General features: G+C 41.0%; 18 protein-coding genes and 2 pseudogenes. 14 read left to right on the top strand and 6 right to left on the bottom strand.

Going from position 1 to position 17,456, the window contains the following annotated elements; all coding sequences use genetic code 11:
• Positions 1–9 precede the first annotated feature (9 nt).
• Positions 10–1,197, bottom strand: a complete 1,188-nt coding sequence (locus QD47_RS09395; protein WP_044645883.1) for a macrolide family glycosyltransferase — start codon at positions 1,195–1,197, stop codon at positions 10–12.
• 443 nt (positions 1,198–1,640) lie between these two features.
• Between QD47_RS09395 and QD47_RS31540 the strand changes: the two genes are divergently transcribed.
• On the top strand, positions 1,641–2,354 hold the full coding sequence (locus QD47_RS31540; protein ID WP_044645882.1) for a glycosyltransferase family 2 protein: 714 nt from the start codon (positions 1,641–1,643) through the stop codon (positions 2,352–2,354).
• A gap of 231 nt (positions 2,355–2,585) precedes the next feature.
• Positions 2,586–2,717 (top strand): hypothetical protein, encoded by a 132-nt coding sequence (locus QD47_RS34115; RefSeq protein WP_268794238.1) that lies wholly within the window; start codon positions 2,586–2,588, stop codon positions 2,715–2,717.
• Between the two features lie 764 nt (positions 2,718–3,481).
• On the opposite strand, the gene QD47_RS09380 is transcribed toward QD47_RS34115, so the two are convergent.
• Positions 3,482–4,453 carry a hypothetical protein gene (locus tag QD47_RS09380; RefSeq protein WP_044645880.1) on the bottom strand — a complete coding sequence of 324 codons (972 nt, stop codon included), beginning with the start codon at positions 4,451–4,453 and terminating at the stop codon, positions 3,482–3,484.
• A gap of 536 nt (positions 4,454–4,989) precedes the next feature.
• On the opposite strand from QD47_RS09380, the gene QD47_RS32135 reads away from it, so the two are divergent.
• Both QD47_RS32135 and QD47_RS09370 read left to right on the top strand, forming a co-directional pair.
• Positions 4,990–5,355: a hypothetical protein gene (locus tag QD47_RS32135; RefSeq protein WP_044645879.1), complete on the top strand. Its 366-nt coding sequence runs from the start codon at positions 4,990–4,992 to the stop codon at positions 5,353–5,355.
• A gap of 215 nt (positions 5,356–5,570) precedes the next feature.
• Positions 5,571–6,617, top strand: a complete 1,047-nt coding sequence (locus QD47_RS09370) for a sialidase family protein (RefSeq protein ID WP_235332227.1) — start codon at positions 5,571–5,573, stop codon at positions 6,615–6,617.
• Between the two features lie 162 nt (positions 6,618–6,779).
• On the opposite strand, the gene QD47_RS32130 is transcribed toward QD47_RS09370, so the two are convergent.
• A complete protein-coding gene (locus QD47_RS32130; protein WP_161797168.1) occupies positions 6,780–6,929 on the bottom strand; it encodes a GNAT family protein in 150 nt (49 codons plus the stop codon).
• Between the two features lie 192 nt (positions 6,930–7,121).
• Here QD47_RS32130 and QD47_RS09365 point away from each other — a divergent pair.
• Positions 7,122–7,292 (top strand): annotated as a pseudogene (locus QD47_RS09365) (family 43 glycosylhydrolase); the annotation flags it as partial.
• A gap of 35 nt (positions 7,293–7,327) precedes the next feature.
• Positions 7,328–7,471 (top strand): hypothetical protein, encoded by a 144-nt coding sequence (locus tag QD47_RS34110; RefSeq protein ID WP_161797167.1) that lies wholly within the window; start codon positions 7,328–7,330, stop codon positions 7,469–7,471.
• Between the two features lie 30 nt (positions 7,472–7,501).
• On the opposite strand, the gene QD47_RS09360 is transcribed toward QD47_RS34110, so the two are convergent.
• Both QD47_RS09360 and QD47_RS09355 read right to left on the bottom strand, forming a co-directional pair.
• Entirely contained in the window at positions 7,502–8,425 is a 924-nt protein-coding gene (locus QD47_RS09360) for a S66 peptidase family protein (protein ID WP_044645876.1), read from the bottom strand.
• 883 nt (positions 8,426–9,308) lie between these two features.
• The gene (locus QD47_RS09355) at positions 9,309–10,073 is read right to left on the bottom strand and encodes a MurR/RpiR family transcriptional regulator (protein WP_044645875.1); all 765 of its coding nucleotides are present in this window, start codon (positions 10,071–10,073) and stop codon (positions 9,309–9,311) included.
• 220 nt (positions 10,074–10,293) lie between these two features.
• Here QD47_RS09355 and QD47_RS09350 point away from each other — a divergent pair, with 220 nt between their 5' ends.
• The 7 genes from QD47_RS09350 to QD47_RS09325 all read left to right on the top strand — a co-directional run bounded on the left by QD47_RS09350 (position 10,294) and on the right by QD47_RS09325 (position 16,321).
• Positions 10,294–11,763 carry a glycoside hydrolase family 1 protein gene (locus tag QD47_RS09350; RefSeq protein ID WP_235332226.1) on the top strand — a complete coding sequence of 490 codons (1,470 nt, stop codon included), beginning with the start codon at positions 10,294–10,296 and terminating at the stop codon, positions 11,761–11,763.
• Positions 11,764–11,853: 90 nt separating this feature from the next.
• On the top strand, positions 11,854–13,167 hold the full coding sequence (locus tag QD47_RS09345; protein ID WP_044645873.1) for a PTS sugar transporter subunit IIC: 1,314 nt from the start codon (positions 11,854–11,856) through the stop codon (positions 13,165–13,167).
• Between the two features lie 17 nt (positions 13,168–13,184).
• Positions 13,185–13,487, top strand: a complete 303-nt coding sequence (locus QD47_RS09340) for a PTS sugar transporter subunit IIB (RefSeq protein ID WP_044645872.1) — start codon at positions 13,185–13,187, stop codon at positions 13,485–13,487.
• 3 nt (positions 13,488–13,490) lie between these two features.
• Positions 13,491–13,805: a PTS lactose/cellobiose transporter subunit IIA gene (locus tag QD47_RS09335; protein ID WP_044645871.1), complete on the top strand. Its 315-nt coding sequence runs from the start codon at positions 13,491–13,493 to the stop codon at positions 13,803–13,805.
• 258 nt (positions 13,806–14,063) lie between these two features.
• On the top strand, positions 14,064–14,237 hold the full coding sequence (locus QD47_RS32120) for an exonuclease/endonuclease/phosphatase family protein (RefSeq protein ID WP_161797166.1): 174 nt from the start codon (positions 14,064–14,066) through the stop codon (positions 14,235–14,237).
• Positions 14,238–15,194: 957 nt separating this feature from the next.
• Positions 15,195–15,896, top strand: coding sequence for an SDR family oxidoreductase (locus QD47_RS09330; protein WP_044645870.1), 702 nt, complete (start codon positions 15,195–15,197; stop codon positions 15,894–15,896).
• 167 nt (positions 15,897–16,063) lie between these two features.
• On the top strand, positions 16,064–16,321 hold the full coding sequence (locus tag QD47_RS09325; RefSeq protein WP_044645869.1) for a muconolactone Delta-isomerase family protein: 258 nt from the start codon (positions 16,064–16,066) through the stop codon (positions 16,319–16,321).
• A gap of 151 nt (positions 16,322–16,472) precedes the next feature.
• Here the strand turns inward: QD47_RS09325 and QD47_RS33055 are convergent.
• Positions 16,473–16,616: pseudogene (locus tag QD47_RS33055) on the bottom strand (hypothetical protein); the annotation flags it as partial.
• Positions 16,617–16,715: 99 nt separating this feature from the next.
• Between QD47_RS33055 and QD47_RS09320 the strand changes: the two are divergent.
• Positions 16,716–17,294 (top strand): TetR/AcrR family transcriptional regulator, encoded by a 579-nt coding sequence (locus QD47_RS09320; protein ID WP_044645868.1) that lies wholly within the window; start codon positions 16,716–16,718, stop codon positions 17,292–17,294.
• The last annotated feature ends 162 nt before the right edge of the window (positions 17,295–17,456 follow it).

Genomic DNA, 17,456 nt, shown 5'->3' with positions numbered 1-17,456 from the left:
GCCCGCGATTTACGCGAGTTCTTTTTGAAGATAAGCATCAATTTTTGCGAGGGCTTCTTCTGTACCGCCAGATTGCTGGAAGCTATCATTTATTTTTTGTATGCCTTTTTTATACGCTGCGTTCGATATCACTTCATGTACAGCCTCTCTTAACGAATGTGCATTGATATGCTCTTTGGTTATTCGATAGCCAGCTTGAAGTTCCGTTAACCGCTGTGCGACCATCGGTTGATCCTTGTCCTGGGGCAGTACGACCAAGGGAACATTAAAGTGAATCCCTTCATTCACGCTGTTCATTCCACCATGAGTAATAAATACATCTGCATGACGTAATACCTCCAGTTGGGGAACATAAGGAGAAATAATAAAGTGCTCAGGGGCCGGATTGATTTTTGTAAAGTCAGCTTTCTCGCCAGCTGCAATCACGACGATGCCTTCAAAATCGGCAAAAGCTTCAATACAGGTGTTAAAAAAGTCTTCAACATGATCCAAAACCGTGCCCATCGAAATATACAGAACCTTGTTATTTTGTAATACATCCAAAGGAAAAGAATGTTCCCCTTTGCGCTCAGGGAAGCTCGGACCGATAAAAAGGTTCTCCTCACCAAAACGGTCACCGTCCGGTTGGAAATATCGGCTGGTATATACCACATTCAGCTCTCCTGAATTGTTCATAAATTGAACCATATCCTCAGGAGCAACCCCGAATCTTTCTTTCATGAGATGCAGTGAAGTCGTGGTATGTTCATCAAGCTGAAACGGCACTTTTGCGTCAGAGCTAAAGAGATTGCCAGCCATCCGATTATTTGAAATTAAAAAGGATGGTGATGAAGCAATGCCTGGGATATTCAAATAATCTCTAACTAACTCACCAGCTCCGAATCTATCATAGAATACAAAGTCAAAATCAATATTTTCGGATAACTTCTGAGTAATTGCCAATATGTCCAGCGAAATTTGAATATGAATGTTCAAAAATGCGTTCAATCCGGCCGGAGATGCAGTGTTGATGGAAGCAGTCCTGATCAGATCGGGGTGCAGGTGAACCGTTGCTCCAACTGCTTCGAGTCTGTCCTTGTATTTCTCAGTTGTAATGTAATGTACCTGATCTCCCCGTGCTGCAAAAGCCTGCGTAATCCCTATCGTAGGGTTCACATGTCCTTCTGCCGGAAAGTTAGCCATTAATATGTGTAGCATTCATCATCACTCCTTTACGCATCGTTAGAGACCGCAGTTTTCACTGAATCTCTCTATCTATAATAACAATAATATTTATATTTTCAAATGATATCCTTTCAATATTCTTCTTAAGGTCTCTCAGCATACCGTAAGAAGCCATCTATACTGTTGCGAACTTAGCAGCTGCTCTGCCCGTTTCCATCCGATTTTGCTTACCTCGCTAATATTACCCAATCGTGCATTAGGCTGTTGCCCTAATGTACGATTTTTTTCTTTTGTTGGCGTAATACAACCAATAGTAAGAGTAGTCTTATTCATCAAAAGCAGTATAAACAGATTTTAGATGGTACCAAAGGAGAGAATTGTATAGGTGTTGTTTTTTATACTTCTCTATTAGCCTACACCCTATTCTATTCTTGTTCATATGATGAAAGACAAACAAGTAGAAAAGAGGGCGACCCTTGAATAAAAAAGAGACCAGAAATGGTGTTTCCATTATTGCATGTACCAATCGTCCGCAATTTTTTGACAACATTCTGCAAAATTACAGAAGACAGCGTTATAAAAGTAAAGAGCTTATTATCATTCTGAATAATGACAGCATGAACCTGCAGTTATACCGAAATCGCGTTAGGGGCTCTGTCCATGTTACCGTATATCAAGTTCCTGAAAACATATCATTAGGGCAATGTTTAAATGCTGGAATGACGAGGGCCCGACTCTCTTTGGTCGCTAAATTTGATGATGATGACTACTACTCTCCGTTTTACTTGAAAGAGCAGGTTAAAGAGCTAAAGCGCACCAAGAGTGATATTGTGGGCAAGCATTCTTGTCTTGTTTATTTGAGTGCTTCCAAGAAGCTTTTGATCAGATCACCTAAAGAAGCGAATAAACATGTAGAATTTGTACAAGGTGGTACCATCCTATTTAAAAAGGAAGTATTAAAAAAGGTTCGTTTCACCGACCGCTCAATCGGGGAGGATGTAACCTTTTTGAGGCAATGCAGAAAAAAGGGATTCAAAACGTATGCTACATCTCCTTTCAATTATGTATACCAGCGGAGACAGAACAAAAAGAGCCATACGTGGAGAGCGGGAGACGATTTTTATATAGAAGGGAGCCAATTGGTAGTGATAACGGATAATTACCGTTCGATCGCAGACAAAGAGGTTTAAAGAAGAATCAGTTCAAGACCTAGTGACCAGGAAAAATTGCTGTCTCTGCAGAAAAAGTATGGGATTTCCCAGATCTATTCGGATTACAACAAAATGTTTGAGAATGATGATGTAGATACAATCTACATTGGGCTGCCAAGTCATCTTCATTATTCGTGTGTCTGCATAGGTTCCAAGGATAGTACAGCCCCCAATGCAGTGAACATTCAAGGTAATAAAGGATATATACACATGGCAAGTTCAGCGAATGTCATCGAATGCTTGGATTATGTCCTCAATAAGGAAACGCCAATTCGGGTAGATCTGAAAGAGCATCCACATCGCATGTATGACGAATTCGTTGAATTTGACCGTATCATCTAAGAACATGATTTGGAAAAAGTCGCAGTCATGCTTGAGCATAGCGAGAAGGTTATAACGTTATTGAGATGGCCAAACAATCCGCAAACCTTGTATTCGGACCTGATAAATAACACTTTCTGGATTTCTTGAACCTCATGGAATCTATAGTACAATGAATGCTCGGGACAGTTTTTTAAGCCATATGGCATAAGGAATCTGTCCTGAGTTTTTTTATATTTTTTATTTAACTTACAACGTAGTGGGGATTACAGGAGGGAGAACATTTGATTCGAGACTTGGCGTTATTTGTTATGGTGATATTATTAATTGTTTTGACTTCCAAGATCATACGACAAACGATCACACGTATTTTTTATGGAGTTGCAGGAACTCTGTTTTTATACTTTGGTATAAGTGATAGAGCACGGATGACTTGATGTTCATCGCTTTGTTGGTACGCGTTTGGATGATTTAATAAAAATACATATGAATAGCGTTTTTCTGAACCAAAACCGTGAACTCCTAAATGTGCTCGGGGTTCAACCCGACGTAACCGATAAATTCGGCGTCATGTTCCATACCAACTGTGGATACACGTTAAAGCCTCCAAACCCGTTACAGGCTGGAGGTTTTCTCATGTTATTCCGTAATCAGAAAATTATCGGCTTCAGGCTGTGAATAGTCGTTCATCCTTAGTACGCCTAGCTGAGTCCACTTTGGCATTGACCCTTATGGTGATGACTTTTCCTATCTTCATAGCCGAGTTTCATATGGCAGGAACTTGATCAAGCATTTTTCTGGATCTTCGAAGGGTTGTTAATCTTAATAGCGACTGGGTGCTTGGCAAGTTTTTTCTTGATCATTTTAGCTTCGAAAGTGAGGGTGTCGCCTATTTCCAGCTCCTGCTTCTTCATTGTGGTGCTGTGGCTTGACCAGGCCTCTCCTACCACTAGCACATCCGGTTCTAAGATGGATACCGCTTCATAGATAATCACTTCGTCATCACTATCTGCAAAATGGTTCGGTACTGTCGTGAACTCTTTCACAACAGCAGTCATTTTCACCTTGCCTTCCGGCAGCTCCAGCTTGGCCGCCTTGGCCCGGCTGGTTTTGGCTGGAGGTGCGGCTTCCAGAAGCGGCTTGCTGCTAGGGCCGACATATTCTTCCACCAGACCATCTGGGTCACCCTTGAAACTGGAACCAGAACGCTCAGCACCAGCCTCTATGCCGTCATCCATACTGTCTTCCATGTCACCTGCGTTTGCGCCCAAGAACAGGTCCACGCCGTCGGCTTCACTCGCAACCTGCTGGTCCAATTCGGATGCTTCTCCAACCATAGCTGCCGAATATGTATCCATTCCCGCCTTGTCCATGGAAGCAGCATCTGCAGGGGAGGCAGTGCCAGCTTCTCTTGTATTCGTCGCAGCTGCCGTGGATAGGACTACTGAATCGTCGCTCTTGTCTGTTCCGGCAGCGCTGGTATTGCGTACCCCGAAGCTGGAAGCCTGCATCTCTTTCAAATAGGAGGGATGAATGCAGTGCTTCTGGCCGTTGTCGAACTCAATAACCGTAGTCATGTAATCAACACACCCCACTATGGTGCAGGGGACGTTCAGGTCGTTGCCTTTATAATAAAAAGTCTTGATCTTGGTTGCCTTCTCCGATAGAAGGCCCCATGTCCTGCACTGCTCAATTAGCACATCCTCGTTGTGAAATGCCGTATATGTCTCCGGTTCAATTATAAAGGTATATGTCATTGACGAATTCCGCCTTTCTTACCACTTCTCAGGAGATTCTAATCCAAGTCGAAATTAACACCAGTGTATCATAAAATTGCTATCCCTTCATTAATACGATTGCCACACACGACTACCGAGCCGACTGGTCCGACATAAAGCAGAGAAGGGAGGATGGGGAGGTGCCCAGAATCGAGAACCAGATGAACTTTTGAAGGCTGAACCGGTTCGCCAGCGGTTCCCCAGGAGTGTGACAAAACTTTCAGTTCATTAACTATATTCCCTATTTCATCCAGACCATAAGTGGAAAAGTATACTTGAGCTAGCGGACTGATATTGTTCAGTAGAACCTCGTAAGCAACATTTCCAGCCTTCTATTCAATTGTACAGGTACAGATAGAGCAGTGTGTCTGCTCAATATAGCTTTTATAAATGGATTGCTCGTAGCATAAATGGAAACCTTAAGATAAAAATGGTAGAAAGCCCTGTAACATTGTCCACACACTTGGACCCGGAGTTCATATGGTAATAAAAACGGATTGAAAGGTAGTGATTTCATGGCGTTAACAACTGGCATCATCACGAATACGGGAACCACCCCTGCATCAAACCTTGTCATTAACATTGATAATGATAATCTTAGTTTTTCATCTAACGTTGTTTATCACATCTATGTGTGGAATAGCTTGGTAAGTAAGACACTGGTATATTCCAATGCATTGAACATCAATGCGAACACGAGTCAAATTCTGAATTTTAACATCGCAGGTAATACTTCTTACGAAGTTCAATTTCTTGTTACAGGCACTGTTCCAACAGATACTGTCATCACTGTATTCGGAACAGATTCATCCGGAAACGTAATTCCTCATCAAAAGGTACTGAAAGAAGAACTCACTCAAATTGGGCAGCTTAACCCATAAGTTAAAGTGATTGCAATTTCCTGAATATAAAAAAGGAGGTCACCATGGCAAACGTACAAATCTCGCCAAGTACGAGTAGCCAGTTTGAGCCAACCATCGCGGTAAACTGGCTGAATCCCTCCGTTATGGTGGCGGTGGCGGTCGATCTAAGTGCAGGCCCGCCGAATATTGGCCTATACAAGTCAATCGATGCAGGCGCCTCATGGAGCACGACGTTGCTCCCGTTACCAAACGGATTCACTGGCATAGAGGCGCCTCATATTGATTATTTTTTCCCCAATTCGTTCGTCGTGGCAGCTCACGCCTTTGATTCAGACGGTCTCAGCGGAACGATCGTGTCCTATACATCTAACGACAATGCTTCTTCATTTGGCCCTCCGGTCATTGTGAACCAAGGATATGGGCAATTTGTCAATGACGATCAGGTGGTTGTTGCCACCGATAAGGCCGGATCCAGCCCATTTTTTGGGAACATTTATACAGGTTATACGCATGACTACAACACGCAATTTATACCGGGGAATACAATATTCTTCAATCGCTCCCTAGATGGGGGAAGCACGTACTCTGGTCCCAGTCTCCTCTCTTCAGTCACCGAGTTCGAAGAATTCCCTGGAATTGCAATCACGTTAAATGGAATTCTTATCGTGGGTTGGATTACCCAACCTCCCGGTAATACCGAATTTAAAATTCGTACATCACTAGACGGTGGAGTAACATTCCAAACTGAAACCCTGATTGCCCCCGTCGTCGTTCCGCCTTCGCCACTGCCAGGATATCAATTCAGGTGCTTGACGTATCCCTCCTTGTCAGCGGACATCTCAAATGCGCCAACGAGTCAAGGAAATGTTTATGCCGTGTGGCAGGACTATCGGCAAGGTTATTCCGATATCTTCATCGCAATCTCCACGAGCTTTGGCGTAGATTGGGAGACGCCGGTGCCCATTACCAACAGTCCGGTGGGATCCCAGAACTTTTTCCCGGCCATCACCGTTTCCCCAACGGATGGAGCGGTGTTTGTTTCCTATTATACCAATCGATTAAATCCGCCTGATATTGACGTTTTTCTTGCTACATCGAGGGACGGTGGAATAACGTTTACAAATACCCGTATCACGACGACTTCGTTTAGCGTCGCAGGCCTTCTCCTAATCGGAGACTACATTGGTAATGCCATTGTCCCTCAAACAGGCCGTCTTGTTACCGTTTGGACAGACACACGGACAGGAACTGAAAACATTTGGTTTGGCGATAACCAATAACGAAAAAGTGGTCCACACAGAAAATCAGGAATCGAAATGAAGAGCACAGAGAATATACGTTACTGACTCCCATTTCTCTAGTTGGACCGATGCGTCGGTCGACTAGAGCTACCGGTTTAACAGGTACCACCTGCCCTAGTTTTGTTCCTGGGCTACGTTCTTTCACCAATTGAAGCAGAGTCCGCCATATCCCTTGCCATGTTGGCAAGGGGGAACAAACAACGTGGTCAAGGCATGATGAATGGTTGGAATAAAGCCGCTCGTTTCGCCTCCATTCTCCAGCACAGAGGTATCATCCATCGGTAGATACACGTTTCGTATGTCCTTCGTCTTGGATGCCCAGTAATATGAGATCGGCTTTGGTTCGCAACGTGATCCGTAGTGACGCTCAAGATGAAGCTTTACCGCAATCCGTCTTCTTTATTCTTGGTATAGATGATGATAGGAACAGTAATGTAGAATGAAATTAATTATTGTAAACGTTTTCTTTAAAAGGAGGATATTATGCAGTTATCAACCTATAGAAATCCCGTCATATCAGGGTATTATCCAGATCCTAGCGTGGTTCGGGTAAAGGAAGATTACTATCTGGTTAACAGTTCGTTTGAGTATTTTCCGGGTGTACCTTTGTTTCACAGTAAGGACTTGATCCATTGGACACCTATTGGGCATGTTTCTCTTACTCGAATGATGGGGAATCCTGGTATGAAGTGGAGCATAAGGTGTCTGTTTCTTGTCTATCCCCAGAAGTAAACGGAGGCTTCACCGGAGTTTGTCTTGGCTTAATAGACTTTTTCTTTTGCTGTTATCTCGTTAGTAGAGTTGCTAATATTGGCAATATTAACGTATTGTGAAGTAGTTTGTCTGCCCCTATGAATCGATCGTTATACACTGACGGTGGGTCCAACCACAGTTATTGAATTATTGACTGTATTGAGATTAACCGTTGCGCCAATCGGCAGAGCCGCTTTATAAAGACCATGACCTGTTGCAAGGTTCGTTATCAGGGGCTTACCGAGAGGTATAACGAATTCTTTTATTAAATCCTCATAGGATGTGCCGTATGCCGCCTGACAACCTGTGCATTCCCCCATAATAATGCCGATGCAGTCACGAAATTTTCCGGCCAACTTCAAATCATTCAAGTACCTGTAGACTGTATTGGTAGGTTCATGTGTTTCTTCAAGAACCAGAATTTTACCCCGTGTATCGATTTCGAAAGGCGTACCCAACGTATCGACAAACGATGTCAGATTACCGCCCACAAGCGGACCCGTAACGTTGCCCGGAACCCGGCTTATCAGCGGAATTCCCGGAGGATTCAGGATCGGCCGGGTTAATGAATATAAGGTTGTAGCGGAAAAAAACTGGTCGAAATTATAGGCGGGCGTTTCGGATTTGAAGTCAATAAGCAGCAGACTATGGAATGTTATTAAATCCATATATTGATGCAGTACGTTTAACATTACCGTTATGTCACTGTAGCCTGTAACAATTTTTGGATTATTCCGGATCACATTATAATCAAGATATGGAAGAATTCCTGCCACTCCTGTGCCGCCTCTGGTGGGAAGTATCATTTTAACCTGCTTGTTTTGAAACATCATCATCAAATCGGATGCCCGCTGCTCATCTGTGCCGGCTAGAAACCCGTTTTGCGTATATACATATTGACCCAATACGACATTGAACTCCATTCCTCTCAAAGATTCGATCCGTGCATTAATTATGTTTGCATCCAGGGGGCTGCCCAAGGTAACGATTCCAACGGTATCACCTCTCTGTAATATTGGCGGACGTATCGGCATATACTTATCTTCCTTTCCTGAAAATAGAAGAAGCCATCGTGATATCATGTCTTTAGATTATATTAGCAAAGCCGGCTGCACAGTACTGAAAAGGAGCTATCGGTTATATTAAGTCACTTTGGGATAAAAGTAATATTTCAGGAAGTACACCAGCAGGCAGTAATTCAGTGACAAGAACAGAGAATGAAATCGTGGATAAGGCGAGTAAACTACCAAGAGGCAGTTTTTCTTTAACTAAACTAATTTAGAGATTTGAAAAGGCAGAAAATTATTCACAATAGGCGACTTATCAAAATTTGTCCGACTAATGATTTTGGTGATTATATAAATAGGTAGCCACATTGGGGAATAATTTTTGTGAGGAAGTTTAGCCTTTTATCCGGGGACCAATGAAAAGCCTGAACTGCTTACAGGAAGCCAATCTATGGAATAAAGTGTGTTTAACCAGATGTGGGATACAATGAAAAATATTTCAATAAATGAAAAAAGGTTCAGCGTCTCCATATGGAAACGCTGAGCCTTTTTAATTTAGTACACGGTGAAGGTACCCTGACTTGTTTGCTACAAATTGCATAGGTGAAAGCGTGGAGTAAATTCGTTTCGAATACCAAACTGCGTACACCTCCGATAAATGCAAATTTAGTGCAATACTGATTGAAGGGACTGGTGGACATTTAAAATGTGTCAATATATTCACGTTTTACCAGTATAGTCGATATCAAGATCCTATTTTCATTCACAGGGGAAATCGGCCCAACTTCTCTAGATTCATATAGAGATAACTTTGAAGTAGGGGGCACTTTGAAGACAGATAGCCTCTTTGTACAGTCAAAAAACAATGCACCAAACCTCTCCTTGGAAGAAATCAACCTTACCCTCGTTACTATTCTGAATCATTTAAAAGATAGGCGATATATGATACTAAGTTTTCAACAAAAACATAAAATAAGACATCTGTTTTTGTTTGATTGAGCGAAGTACTAAGAGTAATTTGTGGTAAAACGACCATTTTGTCTACAAGATCTTTGTATTTACTATTTCTATTCATGGTAACCAGAAGGACCTTTCCCTTGAAACTTTCTCTTTGAGAAAGAAACTGTCCTAAAACAGATGTGTTTCCTCTCATAGAAAATAAAATGAGTAGGTCATCAGCCTGAGCATAATTGAATACATCATTTAATTCTGATGAATGAATGGATGATATATACAATCCAAGTTTTCTTAACTTGGTTTCGAGAAACTTTCCAGGAACAAAGCTTTCCATAACACCCGAAACAAAAAGATGTTTAGAGGAAAGAATATAATTAGAAAGATCGATCATCAATTCTTTAGTTAGTACTTGTTCCGATAAAGTAATTAAATCCTTATAATATTGAAACATTGAGGATACTTGATTTTCAGCTTGTATAGGATTATTTTTCATCATTACATAACGATACATGGTGTATTTAAAGTCAGAGTATTTTTTGAAACCAACTTTTTTACAAAATCGAGTAATGGTGGGCTGAGAAACTCCACACCATTCTGCTAATCCTACAATCCCACTTCTAGCTACAAAAGAGGGGTCTTTTGCGATTTTTTTATAAATTTTCAGTTCTGTCTTCGAAAATGTATCCTTCAACAATTCCATTTGAGCGATTGGATCCATAAAAAACCTCCTCTTTATTATTGTATAAAGGAATGAAATGATAAGCAATATTATAAATAAAATATTCAAAGAAAATACTCAAATAAAATATTCATAGAATATAATAAACAGGTAGAAAATATTTGTTGAATAAAATATACGTTCGTGATAAAATAAATCCGTCAGATGAAAGGGGTTACAAAATTTCATCTAACGATTAGGTAAGGAAAGGAAGATGATAGTGGGAAACAAGAACTTCAAAGAAGGCTTCCTTTGGGGGGGAGCAACAGCAGCAACCCAGTATGAAGGGGCGTATAACCAAGGCGGAAGAGGACTGGCTACCAACGATTTTCTTACAGGTGGAACAAAAAATTCACCAAGAAAAGTCTCAGTAATTTTGAAGGATGGGACAAAAACTTTTCTTGATCGAGAAGCAGCTGTACCTGAGGGAGCTGTTGGATACATTGCCGAAGAAACCTATTATCCAAGCCATAAAGCAACCGATTTTTATGATCACTATAAAGGAGATATTGCTTTATTTGCTGAAATGGGCTTCAAATGCTTCAGGATGTCCATCAGTTGGCCGCGTGTTTTTCCAAAAGGTGGAATTGATGGGGAAGTACCTAATAAGGAAGGTTTGGAGTTTTACGAACGTGTCTTCAACGAATGCAAAAAGTATAATATTGAGCCATTAGTTACTCTTTTTCACTTCGAAAATCCAGCGTACTTAGCGGATAATTATGATGGTTGGTACAGTAGAGAAACAATTGATTTCTATTTAAGATACTGCAAGGAAGTATTCACTCGTTATAAAAATCTGGTCAAGTACTGGATTCCGATTAACGAAATCAATGTGTTGAGAGGTTATACTCGTCTTGGATGCAGAGATACAGGAGCCCAAGCTAGGTACCAAGCATTGCATCACTTATTTGTAGCCAATGCTCTGGCAATTAAATTGGGGCATGAAATTAACCCTGAAAACAAAATTGGCGCAATGCTGGCGCTAAGTGGGATATACCCTAAAGACTGTGATCCTAAAAACATCATGGGTGCAGTGGAGTATAGAAGAAGGGCGCTCTTTTTCTCTGATGTAATGATGAGAGGATATTACCCGTCATACACTCGTTCCATGTTTGAAGACTTAGGAGTAACGATTTCAAAACAACCGGGTGATGATGACATCATACGAAAGTATGTATCCGATTTCTTGGCCTTCAGCTATTATCGAACGACTGTTTATCATACGGGGGTAGTTCAAGAGACTGACACAGGTGGTCAGTTAGGGGACGCGAATCCTTTCCTAGAAAAAACGCCGTGGGGATGGCCGATAGATCCAACCGGTTTAAGATATGTACTTAACGAACTACATGAAAGATATCAAAGGCCTTTGTTCATTGTTGAGAACGGGATGGGGATGGACGACGTCATTGAGGAAGACGGTTCAATTAATGATGATTATCGAATTCAATATTTGGAAGATCACATTAAAGAAATGAAAAAAGCTGTAGTAACGGATGGAGTAGATTTATTGGGATATACAACTTGGGGTTGTATCGATCTGGTTTCTTCAGGAACCGGTGAAATGAAGAAGCGCTATGGGTTCATATACGTTGATATGGACGACGAAGGTAACGGAACATTAAGAAGGATCAAGAAAAAGTCGTTTGAATGGTACAAAAAAGTGACCCAATCAAATGGTGAAAACTTATAGTTATCATTATATAAGGGGGAAATTATCATTCAGTAACATTCCTAAAAGTATCAAATGACTTAAAGATCAAACAAAAAAGGAATGGTTGAAATGGGATTCAAAGAAAATTTTGAAAGAGTAATCACTACTTCTGCGGAATTTGTTGATAAAAACAAGTATCTCTCTGTAGTTAAGGCGGCTTTTTCGCAATTGTTACCATTAATAATGATTGGGTCATTCAGCACTTTGCTTAATACACTGATCGCCAATCCAGAATCCGGATTGGCTAGGTGGCTCCCATTTTTAACAAACTTAAAACCTGCTTTCGATGCAATTAGTTTTGCGACTATTTCTTGTATGGCGTTACCCTTAATCTTTCTTATTGGATTGAGCTTGGGGAAAAAAAATGGAGTTTCAGAAGTTACTTCGGGAATCTTAGCATTACTATCTTATATTCTTGTTGTCCCTAATGTGGTATCTATTACAACCGATGAAGGCATAACACTTCAAACTGCGGGATTAGCAACCTCGGCACTAGGTGCAGAAGGTTTATTAGTAGGAATGTTAATCGCAGTGTTAGCTGTCGAGATATTCTCATTCCTTATGAAATTCGAAAAAATAAAAATCAGGATGCCGGATCAAGTACCACCTATGGTTGCAACTTCGTTTAATACTTTAATTCCTGTATTTTCTACGACAACAATAATCGCTATACTAGGCGTTTTATTCCGTCTAGCTACAGGGCAATTTATAAATGAATTTATTTATACTGCTGTTCAAACACCTCTTCAGAATGTGTTCCAAACACCATATGGTATTGTAATTGTTATAATCGTTATGCAGTTACTCTGGTTTTTGGGAATACATGGGGGTCAAGCAACAAGTCCGATAAAAAATCCGCTTATGGCCATTGCTATTGCTGTGAACGTGGAAGCTGTTTCTAATGGGATGGCTCCAACTGAACCTATAACATTCGGCTTCTGGCGCTGTTTTGTAGCTGTCGGTGGTGCTGGGATGATCATTTCCTTAGTTTTCGCAATTTTATTGGTTTCAAGGCGCCCTGAGCAAAAGACTCTTGCTAAACTTGGTATGTTACCATCTATATGTGGTATAAGCGAACCAATAATCTTTGGTCTGCCTCTAGTCTTAAATGTAACATTCCTTATACCTTTAGTATTAAATTCTTGTATCTCCGCCCTAATTGCTATGTTTGCAATGAATATCGGATTTATCGTACCTAATGCCGTAGATGTACCTTTTGGTGTACCTATTCTTTTAAATGCGTTTATTAGTTTTGGTTGGAAAGGTACTCTTGTTCAACTCGTTTGTTTGATTGTCACTACCTTGGCATGGATTCCATTTGTTTTGATTTCCAATAGGCAGGCAGCTAAAGCAACTAAAAATGATGTCGCAGCTGTTAACTAAATTATGAGGTGATTACTATGAAAAAAATCGTATTGTTGTGTGCAGCAGGAATGTCTACAAGTATTTTGGTTAATAAAATGAGAGAATCCGCAAAGGCTGAAGGATTTGATGTCGAAATCAACGCTTACCCTATTGCTAATGCTCAGAATGACTGTCAAGATGCAGATGCCGTTCTTCTGGGACCGCAAGTACGCTTCCAGGAAAAAAGCATCAAACAAATGTTGCCAGATAAGCCGGTAGAGTCCATCGACATGCAAAGCTATGGTCTTATGGATGGAACAAAAGTCTTGGCACAAGCCAAAAGAATGATGGGAGAATAAATCATGCAGGAAAATGAACTGGTAAGTTTTCAGATTATCTCGGCTGTTGGAACAGCACGCTCATTTTATATCGAAGCAATACAAGCAGCCAAAGCAGGTAATTTCGATTTGGCTCGTGAACTGATTGCGGAAGGAAACAAGACTTTCAAGGAAGGACACCGCGCCCATAAAAAATTGGTTACTAAAGAAGCCGATGGTGAGACAGTGGAGGTTTCCTTGCTTCTAGTCCATGCAGAAGATCAAATGATGAGTGCTGAAGGTTTTAAGATAATTGCTGAAGAATTCGTTGAATTGTATGAGAGAATGCAAAATAAATAAAATTTTTGAATAAAGATGCTCCTCTTTAGTCGGAGCATCTTTATTCAATATATATACATATGATACAAAAATGGGTGTGAACTTATGAAACTGTTACCGCCCACCCTTGGGCTAAATAAGATCAAATGAACAAAATCGCTGGTCTTGCCCAATTTTCATGGATAAGCTGTTTTATATTATGGGTGACTTCAACAATGTTGCGAAGACTCGTGAACAAGGCTATGATTACATGCTCGAACGAGGATGGAATGACTACACGTGACAGCTCTGAGCAAAGATGACGGAGCGACGGTGGACAAAGCCATTGGCTGCTGGGCGAGTAACAATCAACCGCTGCCGATTGATTATATTTTTGCCAATCATTTGGTACAGGCCAAATCTTCAACTGTAGTGCTCAATGGTATTATTGGCTCTGTGGTGTCAGAACACTAAGGTGTAGCTGTGGAGATTTAATCACTTGAAATTTTGCAGATTACTATAACTTTACATGGTTTGTTGGAGCCATAGATGGAGTCAACATATTCACAAGTTGGGGCCGTATTGGTTTTGATAATTACGGTACCAACAATTGAACTCAGGTAACCAACATTCACAAATGAGATCAATGCGATTGCTGTAAGTATTAAAGAGATTCCTGCACAGACCAATACGTTGGCTTTAAATGCTTCCATTTGAGGCGACTAGGTGGGGCACATGGTGTAGACTTTCAGATGGTAGCCGAAAGAGTTAAAGTATTGTCCAGCGAATCCGCCAAAGTTATACCCAATGTTAATAGACTGGTTCCTCAGTTCTTCAAACGGGCAACAATACAAACGTGATGATGCAGAGGATATCACTACACTCTCTGAAATAGTGTACGCATCCACGGAATTGATGGGTTCTGCAATAGCAGCAATCGGAGGTGTAGTTGAAGGTGTGACCCTGGACGACTCACACAACAGCTTCAAGTTGGAGATATCCCGCCCAGTATGTATTGCACCTGTAGAATAAGATACCGTGTAGGCCACAAACAAAATACTACATCTGAAAGCTGTGAGATCATGTGTGGACATGTGATTTCGCAGCTTTTTTGAGGTTTATTCAATATGCCTTTTCTTCGGTTTTCATCGCTCTCAGTAACAACCTAAGTATACGTGAATCAGCTCAATGTTTAGTGAACACAAGGCAGGCGCAGGGGGGCGTATGACCGTGATAGTGCATAAGAAAAATAATAGTTGACTGTTCGTTCCCAAATAAACTATACTACAAATATGGAAAATGTAGTTATTCAGACGTTTAAGAATGATCATTCTTGATAGTTCGGGCTCTTAGTTTGTATAACACCTAAGCAGTAAATAATTTTTTTTCATAATTTGAGAACGATCATTCGAGAAAAGGAGTAGTGAAAAAATGGATATTTCAAAACAAGTTGCTATTGTCAGTGGTTCAAATCGAGGTTTAGGCAAACATCTAGCTCTTGAACTTCTAGCAAGAGGAGCTAAAGTATACGCTGGAGCGAGGAACCCAGAATTAGTCGATCTGCCGGGTGCTATTCCGCTACAACTCGATATTACTGATCCGAAATCCGTAGTTGCTGCAGCAGAGATCGCAGGGGATGCGACCCTTCTGATTAACAATGCTGGTTCAGCAACGGGTGCTTCTCTGCTCACAGGTGAGCTGGACGATATTCATTTGGAATTCGACACTCATGTTTTCGGTACACTTTCAATGATTCGCACGTTCGCACCAGTTATTGAAAAGAATGGAGGAGGTTCGATTCTGAATATCATATCCGTATTATCTTGGATCAATATAGGTGAAGGAGGCGCGTATTCAGCTGCAAAATCCGCTCAATGGGGAGTAACGAATGCATTACGCTTAGAATTAGCTCCTAAGAACGTTAGGGTTGCCGGATTGCATGTAGCGTTTATGGACACGGACATGACAGCTGGCATCCAAGCACCTAAATCATCTCCAAAGGACATCGCCAGAACCGCGATCGATGGGATTGAAGCCGATCTCTACGAGATTGTTGCTGATGATACAAGTCGGGAGGTACAGCAGGGTCTTTCCGGAGGAGTTCCTTCCCTGTACCCACAATTATTCCAATAAAATTAGCCTACTCAATGCTTGTGCTATGCACCAATTCTGTTGATCCCAATTGGATAAGCAGCAGCACATACTCCTCGTGAAAGTGGAAGTATTGATATTGATCGTGTGAACTATAATAAATGGGATTTGGATTTTACAGCAAATTAACATATTAGGAGGAGTGAAACATGCGTTTTCTCGTTCATGTCAAAATTGAACCAGATGCACCGCAGGAAGAAATTGCGGAACAGTTACCGGCAGAACAAGCACGGTTTGCAGAATTGGTGGAACAAGGGGTGATCAGTAAGTTTTATCTCTCCCACACAAGGGACGAGCATTGGTCCATTTGTATTGCTGACAACCAGGATGCTTTAAAAATCGCTTTGGAGACATTGCCGTTTTATAAATTTATGATTATAGAATACACCGAACTAGTTGACGAATAGTATCTAAGTATTATTCCACAATCGGGGTTTGAAATAGAGCAATGCAAAAGCCTACTTTCTCAATTCAATGTTGAGAAAGTAGGCTTTTAAATAATGGAATGATACTTATCGTTGTAGATCTGAAGCAAATCTATCATGATGCGCTTGGATACTACTCGTCGTTTGAGCTGCTTTCCTTTAAGATGACATCGTGCGCGCCGCCTTCAACTAGGCTTGTTGCTGAGACTCCTGTAATTCGTGCATTGCGCTGTAACTCCCGAAACGAGATAGAGCCGCAACTACACATGGTGGATTTAAATGTGAATATGTATAAAAAATCAAATTTGAAACAACGAATGATTCTTTCTTTACTTATCGTTCCCAATGTGTTACATTAGTATTGGGAGGGAGTTTTATGGCAAGAAGCAAAGAGTTTGAAGTGAACGCAGTATTGGATAAAGCAATGATGCTTTTTTGGGAACAAGGTTACGAGAAGACATCCATGAGTGATCTGGTTAAGCATATGGGAATCCACCGCAGAAGCTTATATGACACATTTGGCGACAAACATTCGCTGTTTCTACAGGCTATGGATCGTTATATTAACAAAGTTGAAGTTACCCTTACCGGAGAAGTTAAACAATCTAAGACTGCAACGGAAGCTCTGCAGATCATTTTTCGATTCATGGTTTTCGATGAAGAGGGCTCGCCTTCTGGCTGCTTAATGGTAAATTCAGTGACGGAACTGGCTGCACGAGATTCCGATGTGGATACCAAATCTATTGAATCATTCGCGATAACAGAGCAAATGTTCGAACAGATTATTCTTTGGGGGCAGCGGGATGGAGAATTCACCTCTGATTACGATGCCAAGGAGATGGCAGAATATCTGCATACTTTGTCTGTTGGTATAAGGGTAATGGGAAGAGCCTCGATTGATAAAGAAAAATTATTTCGTATAGTGGATGTATCAACGAAACTATTGCGAGGCTAACCCATTTTTTTTAAACTTACTAGAATGATCGTTCCTTTGTTGCGTGATGTCCCTTTGTGTAAGTTAATCTCCCTATTGAACACTACACTCACCCTTTTTAGAATCTTCATTCTAAAAAGGGTGATCCAAGGAGGGACAAATCAATATCTAGCAGGGTTGTAC

The sequence above is a fragment of the Paenibacillus terrae genome (genome assembly GCF_000943545.1).
In the GTDB taxonomy this organism is placed as follows: domain Bacteria; phylum Bacillota; class Bacilli; order Paenibacillales; family Paenibacillaceae; genus Paenibacillus; species Paenibacillus terrae_A.
The sequence above is the reverse complement of the archived record's forward strand: the minus strand, read 5'-3'. Positions and strand labels throughout refer to the sequence as shown.

What these genes read in the sequence shown, in the direction of transcription:
- QD47_RS09395 (WP_044645883.1), bottom strand. Translation starts at nt 1,197, where the DNA reads ATGCTACACATATTAATGGCTAACTTTCCGGCAGAAGGACATGTGAAC.
- QD47_RS34115 (WP_268794238.1), top strand. Translation starts at nt 2,586, where the DNA reads ATGGCAAGTTCAGCGAATGTCATCGAATGCTTGGATTATGTCCTCAAT.
- QD47_RS09380 (WP_044645880.1), bottom strand. Translation starts at nt 4,453, where the DNA reads ATGACATATACCTTTATAATTGAACCGGAGACATATACGGCATTTCAC.
- QD47_RS32135 (WP_044645879.1), top strand. Translation starts at nt 4,990, where the DNA reads ATGGCGTTAACAACTGGCATCATCACGAATACGGGAACCACCCCTGCA.
- QD47_RS09360 (WP_044645876.1), bottom strand. Translation starts at nt 8,425, where the DNA reads ATGCCGATACGTCCGCCAATATTACAGAGAGGTGATACCGTTGGAATC.
- QD47_RS09355 (WP_044645875.1), bottom strand. Translation starts at nt 10,073, where the DNA reads ATGGATCCAATCGCTCAAATGGAATTGTTGAAGGATACATTTTCGAAG.
- QD47_RS09345 (WP_044645873.1), top strand. Translation starts at nt 11,854, where the DNA reads ATGGGATTCAAAGAAAATTTTGAAAGAGTAATCACTACTTCTGCGGAA.
- QD47_RS09340 (WP_044645872.1), top strand. Translation starts at nt 13,185, where the DNA reads ATGAAAAAAATCGTATTGTTGTGTGCAGCAGGAATGTCTACAAGTATT.
- QD47_RS09335 (WP_044645871.1), top strand. Translation starts at nt 13,491, where the DNA reads ATGCAGGAAAATGAACTGGTAAGTTTTCAGATTATCTCGGCTGTTGGA.
- QD47_RS09330 (WP_044645870.1), top strand. Translation starts at nt 15,195, where the DNA reads ATGGATATTTCAAAACAAGTTGCTATTGTCAGTGGTTCAAATCGAGGT.
- QD47_RS09325 (WP_044645869.1), top strand. Translation starts at nt 16,064, where the DNA reads ATGCGTTTTCTCGTTCATGTCAAAATTGAACCAGATGCACCGCAGGAA.
- QD47_RS09320 (WP_044645868.1), top strand. Translation starts at nt 16,716, where the DNA reads ATGGCAAGAAGCAAAGAGTTTGAAGTGAACGCAGTATTGGATAAAGCA.